Source organism: Thermodesulfomicrobium sp. WS (genome assembly GCF_027925145.1).
Lineage (GTDB): Bacteria > Desulfobacterota > Desulfovibrionia > Desulfovibrionales > Desulfomicrobiaceae > Thermodesulfomicrobium.
The window spans coordinates 1,088,253-1,102,862 of record NZ_AP027130.1 but is presented as its reverse complement, the minus strand read 5'-3'; the positions used below and the strand labels follow the sequence as shown (position 1 = coordinate 1,102,862).

The 14,610-nt window shown below is 55.5% G+C and carries 11 protein-coding genes and 1 pseudogene; 11 read left to right on the top strand and 1 reads right to left on the bottom strand.

Annotated features, from left to right (window positions below; translation table 11 throughout):
- Nucleotides 1–121 precede the first annotated feature (121 nt).
- The 5 genes from QMF81_RS05300 (at nucleotide 122) to QMF81_RS05280 (ending at nucleotide 5,975) form a co-directional block, all read left to right on the top strand.
- Nucleotides 122–1,666: an alkaline phosphatase gene (locus tag QMF81_RS05300; RefSeq protein WP_281752729.1), complete on the top strand. Its 1,545-nt coding sequence runs from the start codon at nucleotides 122–124 to the stop codon at nucleotides 1,664–1,666.
- A 54-nt stretch (nucleotides 1,667–1,720) separates the two neighbouring features.
- Nucleotides 1,721–2,866, top strand: coding sequence for a YibE/F family protein (locus QMF81_RS05295; protein ID WP_281752726.1), 1,146 nt, complete (start codon nucleotides 1,721–1,723; stop codon nucleotides 2,864–2,866).
- A gap of 108 nt (nucleotides 2,867–2,974) precedes the next feature.
- Nucleotides 2,975–3,835, top strand: coding sequence for an HDOD domain-containing protein (locus QMF81_RS05290; protein WP_281752725.1), 861 nt, complete (start codon nucleotides 2,975–2,977; stop codon nucleotides 3,833–3,835).
- 54 nt (nucleotides 3,836–3,889) lie between these two features.
- Nucleotides 3,890–5,017 carry a GDP-mannose 4,6-dehydratase gene (gene gmd / locus QMF81_RS05285; RefSeq protein WP_281752723.1) on the top strand — a complete coding sequence of 376 codons (1,128 nt, stop codon included), beginning with the start codon at nucleotides 3,890–3,892 and terminating at the stop codon, nucleotides 5,015–5,017.
- Nucleotides 5,010–5,975 carry a GDP-L-fucose synthase gene (locus tag QMF81_RS05280; protein WP_281752721.1) on the top strand — a complete coding sequence of 322 codons (966 nt, stop codon included), beginning with the start codon at nucleotides 5,010–5,012 and terminating at the stop codon, nucleotides 5,973–5,975. The genes gmd and QMF81_RS05280 overlap by 8 nt, the downstream gene beginning before the upstream one ends.
- 98 nt (nucleotides 5,976–6,073) lie before the next feature.
- Here QMF81_RS05280 and QMF81_RS05275 read toward each other — a convergent pair.
- Nucleotides 6,074–6,288, bottom strand: a pseudogene (locus QMF81_RS05275) (IS1380 family transposase); the annotation flags it as partial.
- Between QMF81_RS05275 and QMF81_RS05270 the strand changes: the two are divergent.
- The 6 genes from QMF81_RS05270 to QMF81_RS05245 all read left to right on the top strand — a co-directional run bounded on the left by QMF81_RS05270 (nucleotide 6,247) and on the right by QMF81_RS05245 (nucleotide 14,461).
- Nucleotides 6,247–6,555, top strand: a complete 309-nt coding sequence (locus tag QMF81_RS05270) for a hypothetical protein (protein WP_281752719.1) — start codon at nucleotides 6,247–6,249, stop codon at nucleotides 6,553–6,555. The pseudogene QMF81_RS05275 and the gene QMF81_RS05270 overlap by 42 nt on opposite strands.
- Nucleotides 6,556–6,826: 271 nt before the next feature.
- Nucleotides 6,827–8,026 (top strand): radical SAM protein, encoded by a 1,200-nt coding sequence (locus QMF81_RS05265; protein WP_281752716.1) that lies wholly within the window; start codon nucleotides 6,827–6,829, stop codon nucleotides 8,024–8,026.
- A gap of 59 nt (nucleotides 8,027–8,085) precedes the next feature.
- Entirely contained in the window at nucleotides 8,086–9,417 is a 1,332-nt protein-coding gene (locus QMF81_RS05260) for a nucleotide sugar dehydrogenase (RefSeq protein ID WP_281752714.1), read from the top strand.
- The gene (locus QMF81_RS05255; protein ID WP_281752712.1) at nucleotides 9,418–10,266 is read left to right on the top strand and encodes a class I SAM-dependent methyltransferase; all 849 of its coding nucleotides are present in this window, start codon (nucleotides 9,418–9,420) and stop codon (nucleotides 10,264–10,266) included.
- Nucleotides 10,267–10,304: 38 nt separating this feature from the next.
- Complete coding sequence (locus tag QMF81_RS05250; protein ID WP_281752710.1) at nucleotides 10,305–13,154, top strand: FkbM family methyltransferase; 2,850 nt, start codon at nucleotides 10,305–10,307, stop codon at nucleotides 13,152–13,154.
- Nucleotides 13,155–13,261: 107 nt separating this feature from the next.
- Nucleotides 13,262–14,461, top strand: coding sequence for a glycosyltransferase (locus QMF81_RS05245; protein ID WP_281752708.1), 1,200 nt, complete (start codon nucleotides 13,262–13,264; stop codon nucleotides 14,459–14,461).
- The last annotated feature ends 149 nt before the right edge of the window (nucleotides 14,462–14,610 follow it).

The following is a 14,610-nucleotide window of genomic DNA, read 5'->3' as shown; positions in this document are numbered from 1 at the left end:
CCGAGCCCGGCCCAAGGCCGGGTTTTTTGTTGCACGAACGTCTCCAAACCGCCGCTCAGGCGCCACAGGCCTGCCCTTTAAGGGGCGGCGTTGTTGCCACCATTTTTTCCAGGAGGTTTCCATGCGTTCTTCCATCTGGTCCCAGGCAGCCGCCCGCCTCTTCTGTGCCCTGCTGCTCCAGGTGCTGGTGTGCACCGCAGCCATGGCGGGCCAGGCCAAGTATGTGTTCCTTTTCATCGGCGATGGCATGAGCGCCTCGCAAATCAACGTCACCGAGGCCTATAAGGCCCTGCTCGCGGGAAAAACCGCGCAACCCGGCATCGAGCAGCTCAACTTCACCCAGTTCCCCGCACAGGGACTGACCACCACCTACTCCAGCGAGAGCCTCATCACCGACTCCGCGGCTGCGGCCACGGCCATGGCCTGTGGCGTGAAAACCTACAATGCCGGCCTCGGGGTGGACTCGGAGGGCAAGCCTGTGCGTACCTTCGCCGAGATGGCCAAGGCGGCCGGCTTCAAGGTAGGGATCGTTACCACCGTCTCCCTGGATCACGCGACTCCAGCCGCCTTCTACGCCCATCAGCCAAGCCGCAAGAACTATTACGAAATCGGCCTGGAACTCGCCCAGAGCGGCTTCGACTACTTTGCCGGCGGCGGCCTGCTGGACCCCGAAGGCAAGAAGGCCAAGGGCGACGGCCCCAAAGAAAACGTCTTCGAGGCCATCACCAAGGCGGGATACACCCTCGTACGTGACCGGCAGGGATTTGCGTCCCTCACGCCCGGCACCAAGGCGGTGGTGATCGCACCGCGCCTGCAGGACGAGGCGGCCATGCCCTACAGCATCGACACGACCCCCGAAGACCTCACCCTGGCGGATCTCACCGCCAAGGGGATCGAGATGCTCGACAATCCCAAGGGCTTTTTTCTGATGGTGGAAAGCGGCAAGGTGGACTGGGCCTGCCATGCCAACGACGCCGCCAGCGCCATCCACGACATGCTCGCCTTGGAGAAGGCCGTGGGCAAGGCCCTGGAGTTCGCCGCCAAGCACCCCAAGGAAACCCTCATCGTGGTCACCGGCGACCACGAGACCGGCGGCATGTCCATTGGCTTTGCGGGCACCAAGTACGCCACCTATCTCAAGAACCTCACCCAGCAGAAGGTCTCGTACGTGGCCTTCGACGAAATTTTCGACGCCTGGCGCAAGGCGCATCCCCAAGGGAGCTTCGAGGAAGCAGCGGAGCTCATCACCGCCCACTTCGGTCTCAAGGTGCCCACGGCCGAAGAGATGGCGGACATGGCCAAGGCGGCCTCGGACAAGGAATACGCCAAGCAGGTCCAAGGCAAGTACGACCTCTTCCTCAAGGATTACGAACTCGCCGACCTCAAGGCCGCCTTTGCCCGCAGCATGCAGAACGGCAAGATCGACGAGGGTTCCCGCGACTACCTGCTCTACGGCAGCTATGAGCCCTTCACCGTGACCCTCACCCATATCCTCAACGCCAAGGCCGGCATCGGCTGGACCTCGTATTCGCACACCGGGGTGCCGGTCATCACCACCGCCACGGGCGTCGGCGCCGAGGCTTTTGCCGGCTACTACGACAATACCGCCTTCTTCGACAAATTCACCCGCGCCCTTGGCCTCTCCAAGGCCGTGGCTACCCGCTAACATCCTTACCCGCGGGCCCGGCACCCCGTCCGTTCCGGGCCCGCCTGCCATCCCATGCGCTCCACCCGCCGTGACTCCCTCTTCTGTCTGGTCATCACCCTGGCAACCCTGGTGCTCCACCTCCTGCCCACGGGGTTCGACTCCCGCGGCCCGGCCCGAAGCCTCCGCAGCCAGGGCAAGGTCATTGCCACCGATGACAGCCGGGTCCGCACTCTCGGGCCCGTGACCACAGGCATCCAGTCCGTGACCGTGGAGCTTCTCGACGGCCCCTTTGCCGGCCGAACAGTCACCGCCCATAACGAAATCCTCGGCAAGCTCGAGCTCGACAAGCGCTTCCACGTGGGTGACCGCGTCCTGACGGTGCTCACCCTCGATGACCAGGGCGACATCAGTGTGGCCGTGGCCCACGACTTCTACCGCCTCGACGTGGAGCTTGCGCTCTTTGGCCTCTTTGCCCTGGCGCTCATTGTCTTTGCCGGCTGGACCGGGGCCAAGGCGCTCCTTTCTTTCGTGTTTTCCGCCTATGCCCTCTGGAAACTCCTGGTGCCGGCACTGCTTTCCGGCTGGGACCCCATTTTCGTGACCCTCCTGGTCACCACGGTACTCCTGGCGGCCATCATCTTCCTCGTGGCCGGGCTTTCCCGCCGGGGGGCCGTAGCCTTTCTGGGATCGCTTTTGGGGATCCTGACCACCTGCGCCATGGCGCTCCTTTTTGGCGCCGCCTTCCGGGTGCACGGCAGCGTGCTTCCTTTCTCCGAGACCTTGCTCCACATGGGCTTGGGGCACCTCGACCTGACCCAAATCTTCCTTGCCGCCATCTTTCTGGCCTGCTCCGGCGCGGTCATGGACCTGGCCATGGACGTGGCCACCAGCATGGCCGAGGTGGCTGCCGCCAACCCCGCCCTCACCTTCGGCCAGCTCTTGCGTTCCGGGCTGCGCGTGGGCCAAGCCGTGGTGGGGACCATGACCACCACCCTGCTTCTTGCCTATTCCGGCACGGCCACGGCCCTGCTCATGCTGCTCATGGCCCAGGGCATCCCCCTTGCAGTCATCATGAACAGCACCTACGTGGCGGCCGAGGTCCTGCGCACCGTGGTTGGGAGCTTTGGCATGGTGCTCGTGGCCCCGTGCACCGCCCTGGTGGGGGCCACACTTCTGGCACGGCGCCCGCGGTTCCATCCCCCTGCAGCGCAGCATTGATTTTTCCCGCAATTGCCGCCAAGACTTCACCCGGCACCGTCGCCAAAGCGGACGTATGCCCCTCTGGCAACAGGGGAACGCCTGGTTCATCAGCCTTGGAGCACGGCCATGAGCATCCTCATCCCTGCCGCCCTGGATTTGCACCTGCCGGCCATGCGCCCAACAGCCCTGGAACTCATCCAGGCCCTGGGCCGCGAGGAGAGTGAAATCGCGGAGATCGCCGCCATCGTCCGCCTCGACCCGGTGCTCACCGGCCGCGTGCTCGCCTATGCCAACTCCCCGTTCCTCATGCCCCTGCGCCCCATCACCGATGTGCAGGACGCCATCATCCGCATGGGACGCAAAGAATTCCAAAAGATTTTCTACTTTACGGTGCTGCACGACGCCTTCTCAAGTCCAAACCCCGAGCACGAAACCATCCTCCGCCAGCTGTGGGCCCAAAGCCTGGGGACATCCGTGGCGGTGGAACTGCTGCAGATGCACCTTGGCCCATACTTCCGCCTCACCCAAGAGGAATTCGCCGTACTGACGCCGCTGGCGGCGCTCCATACCATCGGCTTTCTCGTCCTGCTGCACAATTTTCCCGACGCCTTCGGCCAGATGCTCACCCCGCCGCCCGCCTCCATGCCCGAACTCATGGAGCGCCAGCAGCAGCTCTTTGGCGGATGGGATCACACCCTGGCCGGGGCAAACCTCCTGCGGGCCTGGTACTTTCCCGAACTCGCCGTGCACTGCACGGAAAACCTCCTCTCCCCACCGCCGGACGCAGACCACGTGCGCATGCTCCTGCGCCTCGGCACCTACATGGCCATCCAGGCAGGCATGAGCTTCTTTCCCGACGCTCCCCCGGACTTCTGGACCACGCCGCTGCCCAAAGGCTTCGATCCCAGCCTCCTCCTGGACCTCATCCCCCAGGTGACTTCCACTGTGGAAGTATACGGAGGGATCTGGGACGAAAACGGCCTGTGACCCTGAACGTGGCTCGCCATTTGCAGAGAGGGCTGCGAACCTAAGGAAGGGATCATGAAACGAGCACTCATCACCGGCATCACCGGCCAAGACGGCGCCTATCTCGCCGAGTTTTTGCTGGAAAAAGGCTACGAGGTCCACGGCATCAAGCGCCGGGCATCCCTCTTCAACACCGACCGCGTGGACCATCTCTACCAGGACCCCCACGCCCCGGATCGCCGCTTCATCCTCCACTACGGCGACCTCACCGACGCCACCAACCTCATCCGCGTCATTCAAGAGGTCCAACCGCACGAAATCTACAACCTCGGTGCCCAGTCGCACGTCCAGGTATCCTTCGAGACCCCGGAATACACGGCCAATGCCGATGCGCTGGGTACCCTCCGACTGCTGGAAGCGCTGCGCATCCTGAATCTCAAGGACCACACCCGCTTCTACCAGGCGTCCACCAGCGAGCTCTTTGGCAAGGTGCGCCAGACCCCGCAAACGGAAACCACCCCGTTCTATCCGCGCAGCCCCTACGGTGTGGCCAAGCTCTACGCCTACTGGATCACCGTCAATTACCGCGAGGCCTATGGCATGTATGCCGTCAACGGCATCCTCTTCAACCACGAGTCCCCCATCCGCGGCGAAACCTTCGTCACCCGCAAAATCACCCGCGCCGCCACCCGCATCGCCTTGGGGCTGCAAGACTGTCTCTATTTGGGGAACCTCGATGCCCGTCGCGACTGGGGGCACGCCAAAGACTTCGTGCGCATGCAATGGATGATGCTCCAGCAAGAACAGCCCGACGACTACATCATCGCCACTGGAGAGCAGCACTCGGTGCGGGAGTTCGCAGAACGGGCCTTTGCGGTATTGGGCATGGAGATTCACTGGCAAGGAAGCGGTATCGACGAGCAAGGCATCATCGCCCGCCTGCACCCCATCGATGCCCCATGGCACGGGCTCCGTCCCGCCGTAGGGACTTGTGTGGTGGCCGTGGATCCACGCTATTTCCGGCCCACCGAGGTGGATACCCTGCTCGGCGACCCTTCCAAGGCCAAAGAGCAACTCGGCTGGACCCCGCAAATCTCCTTCGAGGAATTGGTCACCGAGATGGTGCAGGCGGATCTGGAGCTCGCCCTCAAGGACAAACTGTGCATGGATTCAGGTTTTCAGGTGTTCTGCCGCCATGAGTAGCCAACGCATCTACGTAGCCGGACATCGGGGGATGGTCGGCGCAGCCATCGTTCGCGAGCTTGAGTCCCATGGAGATTGCGAGATCATCACCCGCACCCATGCCGAGCTCGATCTTACAGACCAGCATGCAGTCCGCGCCTTTTTTGCCCACGAGCGCATTGACCAGATCTATCTCGCTGCAGCCAAGGTGGGAGGCATCCTCGCCAATAGTACGTACCCGGCACAGTTCATCTATGAAAATCTGATGATCCAATGCAACGTCATCCATGCCGCCCACATGGCCGACGTGCAACAGCTCCTTTTTTTGGGATCTTCGTGCATCTACCCGAAGTTCGCCCCCCAACCCATCCCCGAAGAAGCGCTCCTCTCCGGCCCCCTGGAAGCCACCAACGAACCCTACGCCGTGGCCAAGATCGCAGGCATCACGCTCTGCGAAAGCTATAACCGTCAGTACGGCCGGGATTACCGCTGCCTCATGCCCACCAACCTCTACGGGCCAGGAGACAATTTCCATCCCCAAGACGCCCACGTCATCCCCGCCCTCATGCGCCGCTTCCACGAGGCCGCACGCGCCGGAACCCCCACGGTGACCATCTGGGGAAGCGGGACCCCGCGACGGGAATTTCTCCACGTGGACGACCTGGCCGCCGCCTGCCGCTTTGTCATGGAACTGCCGGCAGCCACCTGGCAGGCCCATATCCCGCCCGGAAAATGCCATCTCAACGTGGGGACCGGCAAAGATTGCCCCATCCAGGAGTTGGCGCAAATGCTGGCCCGCATCACCGGATTTGATGGCCGTCTGATTTTTGACACCTCCAAGCCAGACGGCACCCCGCGCAAACTCCTCGATATTTCGCGCATCACCGCCCTAGGCTGGCGTCCTGTCATTGGCTTTGAGGAAGGACTCCAAAAGACCTACGCGTGGTTCGTGACCCATCAAGGGGCGTGGCGGGGGTAACTCAATGAAATACCAAGACAACTTTGCTGATCAAAATTTCTATATTGCTGGAGCTACCCTAGATTGAGCCGTTGAAACAACCCACCAAAACAGCGATGCTAGGCATCAGAATCCCCCAGCTGCACGACCAATCCCCGAGCGTGACTAACCAACTGGCATGACATCAAGATCACGGAAATCATCGCCGTCTTGATCCTGCGCCGAGCGGCTTTCTTCAATCCCAGAGCCATCTCCATGACCGTATCCTGGGAAATGACCTTGAGCACATATTGTGGACAAGCATTCCCATGCGCAAGAAGGCCTTATTCACCTTGTTACCAATACAACAACTTCACGGATCCAGGGTGCCCTGGATAATCCGCTTCTGCACAAACAAAAGCAGTTTGAGAAATGTATTTTGGGCAACCGAGAGCAACTCATTTCGGCCCGAAATTTGCAAAAATTATTGAAAAACCTCAAACCAGGCAATCCATGCCCTAAAAATGATCAAGTATATCTGCCAGTTTCGATCGCCGCCCAGGGATGTCAAAATGTTGTTCTGTGCTGGGGCGGGGCACGGTGTGAGCATAGGGAGAAATGACTGTGTGCCACCTAGCCAAATTGCGTCACACGCAAAAACTGGTAAAATAGCGGAACTTACCAAAAAACGATACAGGCGAAATGGATTTATTAGGTTCACATGTCGCGTTTGACCCGCAACGGATTGAAAATTCAACAAACTGGACCGATCCCATCATGTCAAGAGCTCAAGAAAGGGTTATTTCTACGTGATCATAAACTGCATGCGCCTATGACAAGACAACCCTGTGAGGCTCAACATGCTCCAATCAGCACCTAACATCCTAGACTTCGTGAAAAAGTCCCAGCCCTGCAAGATTAAGGAGTGGACCGCGCAGAAGCGGTGGAATCCGTTTAACAGCTACAAACTGTTGGTCCATGTGGAACGGTGGCGGCAGATCAAGCGAGGCCGGCCTATTCCCCCTCCTGTCCTGATCACGGTTGATCCCACCAATATCTGCAATTTCAATTGCGTATGGTGCAATGCCGAATATATCCGCACGCACCGCAATTGCAAGCTTTCCGGGAAAGTGCTCTCGGAACTTGCCGATTTTCTGCCCCGCTGGGGAGAGAGACATTTTGATAATTGTGGAGTCAAGGCCATCTGCATTGCCGGAGGCGGAGAGCCACTGCTTAATCCGGAGACACCTGCGTTCATCGACAAAGTGATTTCCAATGGCGTCGAGGTTGGGATCGTCACCAATGGGTCGCAGATCATGGATGCTATTGATCCCCTGTCTCAATGCACCTGGGTGGGGGTATCCGTGGATGCCGGGTCGTCCAAGACGTTTCATGCCTTGAAGGGGCTGAACCCGAACAAACAGGTGTTCGAAAAGGTCATCGAGAATATCGCCCTGCTGACGGACTATTCCAGACGGCACAACACCAAGTTGGGCATGAAGCATCCCTCCTATGGGGTCAGCTTCAAATATCTCCTCTACAAGGACAATATCGGCGAGCTCTTTGAGGCGGCCAAGCTGGCCAAGGAGATCGGCTGTAAGAATATCCATATCCGCCCTGCAGGAACCCCCTGGGACAAGATTGGAACCAACGAGAAAATCCGCTTTTCCGATGACGACGTGGCCCTGTTCAATGAGCAGTTGGCCAAGGCCCAGGAACTGGATGACGACACCTTCGGCGTCTACGGCATTACCCACAAGTTCAACGATCAGTTCGAGCGATCAAACTGTTTCCACAAGTGCCATGCCGTGTTCATGACCGCAGTCATCTCTCCCCCCTCCCGCAAAGATTCACCCGCGGACAGTTACGTCATGAGCTTGTGTTGCGACCGCAGGGGAGACAGCAAGCTGGAGCTGCTGACGGATTGCGAGGATGTTTCCAGGATCGACCAGGTCTGGGGTAACAAGGATCACTGGAGGATTCACGATCTCGTTGATGTGGAGACAGAATGTCCGCGCTGCACATATCAGCCACACAACCAGATCTACGAGCAGGTCATCCTGAATGACAGTATGACCTACAAATTCATCTAGAAGGATCTGATAATCCTCCATTTTATCAGAACTTTTTAACATACGGGGCAGTGTATTTCATGAACATCTCGGTCATTGGTCTTGGAAAACTCGGGCTGTGTACGGCGGCCTGTTTTGCCGCGAAAGGGCACCGGGTTGTCGGAGTGGACAACAATCCCGGCCACATTGCCGAACTCCATGCCGGCACATGTCCCATTGCGGAATCCGGACTACCTGAACTGCTAGATACTGCCCAGGCGAACATGATTTTCACGACGGACTACGCCAAAGCCATCCATGAAGCAGAGGTGACACTGATCATCGTCCCCACGCCCAGCAACTCGGACGGCGCTTTTTCCAACGTCTATCTTGAAGCTGTCCTGAAGGAGCTGGGGCCGACGCTCAAGGAAAAGGACGGCTTTCACATCATAGATATTGTCTCCACAGTCATGCCCGGCACTTGCGATAGGGTTTTTCGTCCCCTCTTGGAGGGCCTGACCGGAAAAACCTGCGGCAAGGATTTCGGACTGGTCTACAACCCGGAATTTATTTCCCTGGGTTCCGTGATTCGTGATTTCCTGCATCCGGACATGGTCTTGATCGGCGCATCGGATGTATATTCCGGAAACACAGTCCGCGATCTGTACGCATCCATGGTCGAGAGTTCACCTCAATACGCGGTCATGAACCTGATCAATGCGGAAATCGCCAAGATCTCCTTGAATTGCTTCGTGACCATGAAGATCAGCTTTGCCAATGAGCTGGCCGCGCTTTGTGGCGCAACTCCAGGAGCAGATGTGGATACGGTGACCGCCGCTCTTGGCGCAGACAGCCGCATCGGCCCGAAATACCTCAAGGGGGGGCTGGGTTTCGGCGGACCATGCTTCCCCCGGGACAACAGAGCCCTACAACACTATGCCGCATCCAAAGGCCTTGCCCTACGTTTGAGCCCCGCCGTAACACAGGTCAATGACGATGTTGTCGACCGTCTGTTCGCCACAATCACGAAACTTGTGGCCCAGCCAGGGCCCGTGGCCCTGCTGGGGCTAGCCTACAAGCCGGGCACCCATATTGTCGAGGAATCGCCGGCAGTCATTTTGGCCCATCGCCTGGCAGAGGTCGGTTATGTACTGCGACTGCACGATCCCTTGGCCGTGAAGCTTTCCAGTCAGGAACTGGCCGAGCTTGGCAAGCTTTGCGCGTCACCATATCAGGCAGTCGAAGGTGCCAGAATCGTGGCCATGATGACGCAATGGCCGGAATACGCATCTCTGGATTGGTCGCGTCTAGAGCAGGCGGCAGGTCCGGACCCTTGGCTACTAGATTGCTGGCGTATTGCACGAGGAACGCTTCTTCATCGGTTCTCGTATCTGGCCTTGGGCCTGGGAGCCACGGATTTAGGAGGAACATAAATGGAATCTGCTTTGCGCCAATTCGCGGGAAAAAGCATTGAAGACGTCCGCGCCTACTGGAATGCCCGACCCTGCAATATCCGGCACTCCACCAAGCCTTTGGGGACTCGGGAATATTTCGATGAAGTGGAATCCAGAAAGTATTTTGTCGAGCCGCACATTCCACGCTTCGCGGAATTCGAACGCTGGAAGGGCAAAAAGGTGCTGGAGATCGGCTGCGGCATCGGCACGGACACCATGAACTTCGCCCGGGCCGGGGCCATGGTGACGGCGGTGGATCTGTCGGACGAATCGTTACAAGTGGCGCGCAAACGGGCCGAAGTCCTCGGACTGCAGAGCAGCATCACCTTTATCCAGGCCAACGCCGAACGCCTCTCCGAATACGTACCAGTAGAGACCTACGACCTCGTCTATTCCTTCGGCGTCATCCACCATACGCCCCATCCCGAAAACGTGATCCGTGAAATCCACAAGTACATGGGCTCGCAAAGCGAACTCAAAATAATGGTCTACAACCGATACTCATGGAAGGTACTGTGGATATTGTTGAAATATGGCAAGGGCGCATTCTGGAAGCTTGATGAGCTGGTGGCCAAATACTCCGAGGCTCAAACCGGATGCCCAGTGACCTATACCTACTCACGCAAGAGCGTGAAGGATCTCTTGCATGGGTTTACAGTCACAAGAATAATTGTGGACCATATATTTCCATACTCTATTCAGCAGTACAAACAACATAAATATAAAAAAGTCTGGTACTTCGCCGTTCTGCCAAAACTTGTATTCCGCATATTGGAAAAAACAGCTGGCTGGCACATGTGTATAAATGCAAAGCTTGACAAAGAATAATCTTCATTCAATCACTACGTCACACGGAGCACGCTATCATGCAAACTTCGACTCATCCACAGATACAAATAATCGAAGCGCATTTGTTATTAGGTGCAAAAGTGAAAATCGATCTAACTGCCACCAAAATAGGAGGGGCATGGCAAGGCAAGGATCCTGACACAGGCATGCCTCGACCATGGGATCCCGAAACGCTAAAGTTCTTTTATGATCAGGCTAAAAGTATTAAAAGCCCAGTCATACTCGACATCGGAGCGAATACGGGCCTCTATTGCCTGCTTCCAGTACTTAACAGATCGATAAAAGGTTACGCCTTTGAACCAAACCCTGAAGCTTACCGGATATTAAAAAACAACATTGCACTCAATGCACTACAGAATAATATTCAGACAATTCCTATAGCGCTTTCCGACAGAACTGGTACGGTGAAACTTAAAATCCCTACAACGGGGACGGATTCTGGGCTGTCATGCATTGGGCTACCGCAACGATTTGGGAGTTGGCATGAAATATCAGTTCCGATGGATACGTTAGACAACGTTGCAAAATGGAAAAAAATTTCTCACGTTGATCTGATAAAAATCGATACAGAGGGTTGTGAATTGCCGGTTTTGCTTGGCGGCGAGGAGCTTATACGCAGCACTTTTCCCCGGATTCTACTAGAATTCGATGAACGAAATACCGCCCAATTCGGATATCATACCGATGAAATTGTTAAATTACTTACGTCTTGGGGGTATGAGTTTAGAAAAATATCCGAAAGTGATGCCTTCTTCTACAAAAAAAATAATGGACAGATCCCGAAGAAATCGGACACCAAGGCTGAAAGCATCGACCCTGTCGAAATGAACTACCCTGGAACCACGCCAGACATGACTTTGAAAAGTTCGATTTCAAAGCCTATCGGAAGCATTCCTGCACCATTGCCGTATTCCCATTGGATAAGCCTCATTTCCATCATTGAGAACAGGCTCTACTATCGCGATCAATCAGCCGAATCTTTGGAGTCCTTGACCGCGCTTGCCCGGGGAGTCGCCCCCACGATCATCGTCGAACTCGGCACTCTCTGCGGCATGTCCACCAGGGCATGGACATTGGCCGTGCCCAATGCTCGAATACACGCCGTGGATCTCTCATTCAAAGCTTTTTGGAAAGCCAATGAGCACTTCCCGGTGGTTACATCCCGCATCACCTTCCATGAGCAGAACATCCTATCCATGGATTTCAAGACCCTCTGGTCCGACAGGGATCGCGTCCTGTTTTTCGTTGACGCCCACGACCTGGCCAATGTTCCCATCATGCGGCACGTGCTGAAAAACGCGCTCCCCCACCTACCCAAAGACAGCCTTGTGGTTGTTGACGACATCTGGTTTTCCCAGGAGCGGCTTGGGCCGAACAATGTGGAAGAATATTTCGACAAGTTCCTCCTCGGCCAAATCGATGAGCTCCAGTGCTTCACGGGTCACTACGCCCCGTATCACAAGGGGGGCTCCTTCATGGGATTTCGAGAGGTTTGGCCGCTGATGGAGTTCGTCAACTCCCGCGGCATTGATCTCGGTTTTGTTCCTGGGGGCAAGCATGTATGGTTTCCCTGGGACAAAGAACAGCATAATAATCAACAGCCAGCCCGGTGTGACCATAATGAACGAGAATACGGCGTTATCGAATACAACCCCCTGGCATTGAGAGCCAATGAACCCCTAGCCTCCCACATCCTGCCCAAGGTGGCCAGGCTTTATCAGCAAGGGCAACTCCAGGAATGCGTCCGAATCCTGGTCGACCTGATCAACAAGGAACCCAGCCAGTCCGCTTGCTTTGCCCTGGCTGTGTGCCAGGCCCGGCTCGGGCAACTAGATGACGCGTATAAATTGGCGCAACTGGCCCGGCAGGGAGGCAAAGAGGGCTGGCGCGCCAATCGTCTGGCGGATGACCTGGAACAGAGGGTGGGCCGCCCCAAGGTCCGGATGACCGGCCGCAAGGGCCTGACCATATTTGCCGTGCCCAAGGCGTTCAAGGGACACGAGGCCGTAATTCAGAAAAACGCCATTCGCAGCTGGGCCTGCCTTGACCCGAAGCCGGAGATCATCCTGATGGGCAATGATTTTGGGGTCCGGGAAATGGCCCTGGAGGTGGGAGCACGGCATATCCCGGATATTGCCACCAACGAATTCGGCACGCCTCTGGTAGATGATATCTTCAGAAAGGCATGGGACGCAGCAGAAAACGACATCCTGGCCTATGTCAACGCCGACATCATCCTGATGAATAACTTCCAGGCAGCTGCTCAAAAAGTGGTCGAGCAGTTTCCCGAATTTTTGGTCATCGGCCGGAGATGGGACTTGCCTGTCTGGGAGGAGATTGATTTCCATTCACCTGAGTGGATGGAGACGCTCAGCAAAGATATCCAGGAAAATGGCTTCCTGCACCCCGAAACAGGCCTGGACTACTTCATCCACCCCCGCGGCCTTTGGCGTGGTATGCCCCCCTTCGCCCTGGGACGCACGGCCTGGGACAACTGGCTAGTAAAAAGACCTTTTGAAGACGAAATTCCGATCATTGACGGAACAGCCTTCATCACGGCAGTACACCAGGACCATGGGTATGATCACTGCAGGGGCGGCAGAGAGGGGGCATGGAGAGGTGTTGAGGCACTCAGGAACAGGGCCATGGCGGGAACTGTTGACGATACTTGCTATGTGAATGCGGCAAAGTGGTTGATTTCCCGTGGAGGAGAGTTGAGATGTGCGAATCCGGGTAAATCTTCTTGGCAGACCGACGAAGCAAGGAATACCCGACGTGACTGGCTTATGACTCAGTCCAAAAGAATGAAATCCAAATGCCGTCATGATCTAGCAAAAGTCTATCTTGAGATTGCTTCCGCAACGTGAACCTTTATGCGTGATTGCGAATTAATTGTTGGATTGCCTCCGTGAAGTCGCTCATGATTCCTAACTCCAATTTTAAAAAGTGTTGAATCTGGACACGAGAAAATAATATGCGTTTTCTTCAAATCCATACATTTTACCCACAACATATTAAATCTATTTATTCAAGATTCAAATTACTTCACAAAGCATCTTTTCAAGATCAGATAGATGTATTAATTACCGATGCATTTGGCGCAGTGCATATGTTTGCGCCTTACATGCATCAAGTAGGCTATGAATCTCGCCTTGTCATTGCTAATTGTCCTCAAGCACAATTTCAATGGCTTAAGGAAAATAGCAGTTACACATTACAGACAGATAATTGGATTGAGGAAATTACAAGAAAGCAGATTGAGGAGTATGAGCCGGATATCCTCTATTTGAATGATCCTATTGGGTTTAGCGGCACGTTTGTCCGCAAACTGAGTCATAAGCCTAATCTGATCCTTGGCTGGAGAGCGGCTACATTTCCGCACAATATCGACTGGTCCGGCTTCGACGTCATGCTGTCCAGCCTAAGACCTCTCCTGGATTTGGCTGTGCAACGGGGGGCCAAGCACGGTGAGTTGTTTATCCCTGGCTTTCCTACATCCATTGCCGATCGAATCAAAGATATTAAGCCATCAAAGGACATTGTTTTTATTGGCCAGTATACCCTAAACCAGCATGCCAAGCGAGGATATTATCTCCGGCAAATCGCCAAGACGGCAAATACCAAAGGATTTAAATGCGCACTGCATCTGACAGGAGAGCAGAACCAGATTCCCGTTGTTCTAAAACAGCATCTTGCTCCGCCGGTTTACGGCATCGAAATGTACAAAGCCTTGCGTCAAGGTAGAATTGCCTTTGACTCCAGAGCGGACCATTATATTGTTGATCCTGAAAAGAATTCTAAAATTGATATTGGAGGCAAAGATACCGCTAACATGCGAATTTTCGAGGCAACCGGCAGTGGTGTTTTTTTGCTGACGGAACATTTTGTAAACATTTCGAAATATTTTGACATCGGTAAAGAAGTTGAAACATTCAATGATCGCAAAGAGCTAATTGATAAATTAGATTATTATCTAGCAAATCCTAAAAAAAGAGAAGAAATTGCTGCCAAAGGGCAGGAAAGATGCTTAAAAGACCATTCCATGGAACGTAGAGTTGAGGAACTAGACCGGATCATTCGCAAGCACATTTCCTTGAAGGACCAGAATATGGATCCTGATCGAAATTTCAATAAGAACTCAATGGGTAGTCTCCCGAATAAACTGGACACATAATTGGTTGCGGAATAAGTGCGACAGGAGGTGTCCATGAACGAGAAGAAGTTGCCCAAACGTTGGTCAGCAAAACGGAAGCAGGAAGTGGTCCTACGGCTGCGTACGGCGAGAGCCTGGATGCACTGAGCCGGGAGACAGGTCAGCCGACT